This window comes from Xenorhabdus santafensis (assembly GCF_033949405.1).
GTDB classification, from domain to species: Bacteria; Pseudomonadota; Gammaproteobacteria; order Enterobacterales; family Enterobacteriaceae; genus Xenorhabdus; species Xenorhabdus santafensis.
This window is the reverse complement of record NZ_VCDN01000196.1, coordinates 1-756: the sequence shown is the minus strand read 5'-3', so window position 1 is coordinate 756 and position 756 is coordinate 1. Positions and strand designations below refer to the sequence as shown.

1 pseudogene is annotated in these 756 nt (G+C 49.5%); it reads right to left on the bottom strand.

The window, feature by feature from the left end:
* A pseudogene (locus tag FE392_RS19830) lies at positions 1-756 on the bottom strand (type IV secretion protein Rhs); the annotation flags it as partial.

Below are 756 nucleotides of genomic sequence, written 5' to 3'. Positions count from 1 at the left end.
GATATGGTGCTCTGTGCCATTGCGGTCAGCACAATGAATGATTTGATGATTTTCGTTCAATCTCCAAACGGTACGGGAGCCATCATGCCAATGGGCGGTACGGGTCTGGTTTTCATCATCATAATCCAATCGGTAGCCTGCGCCTTCGCTGGTTTTCTGGGAAATAACACGCCACAAACCTTCTTCGGTAGATCCCCATGCGTAATCACAGCGCAGACCACGCTTATCCTGATGCCATGCCATCATACCGTGTTCAGCCCAGCCAAATTGACGCTGGAGGTGGTCATTGCGATGGCTGACACCGATAAGCCGAGCGTTCTCATCATAGCGATAATGGCAAAGGCGCACACGTTGGCCGTTATACAACTCTCGCCAGACGGTGGTCAGCCGGGAAACCGTCTTGCCATTGATTTCCATGAGCTGATAATCACAGTGTAGATTCATTGCGCCGCAACCAGTGATATTGACCATCTTATGCTGTTTGTTGTAATGGAATCGTTGCTCATTGCCAACATTATCACGGATGTGGCTTAATCGGCTGATACCGTCATTGTCAAAAGCGGCATAGTGATAAACCAATTCGCCCGCATCCCGGATTTCCCATTCACCATCTTCCGTATGTATCAGCCAGCTTTGTGCCTCCGGACAGAAACAACGATGACCTGCCGGCACATCCGGGAACGGGATGATATCCCCGGATAAATTACGCCAAAGCATGCCTTCTTCAACGTGGGTTAATTGACTTTCCCAGAATAA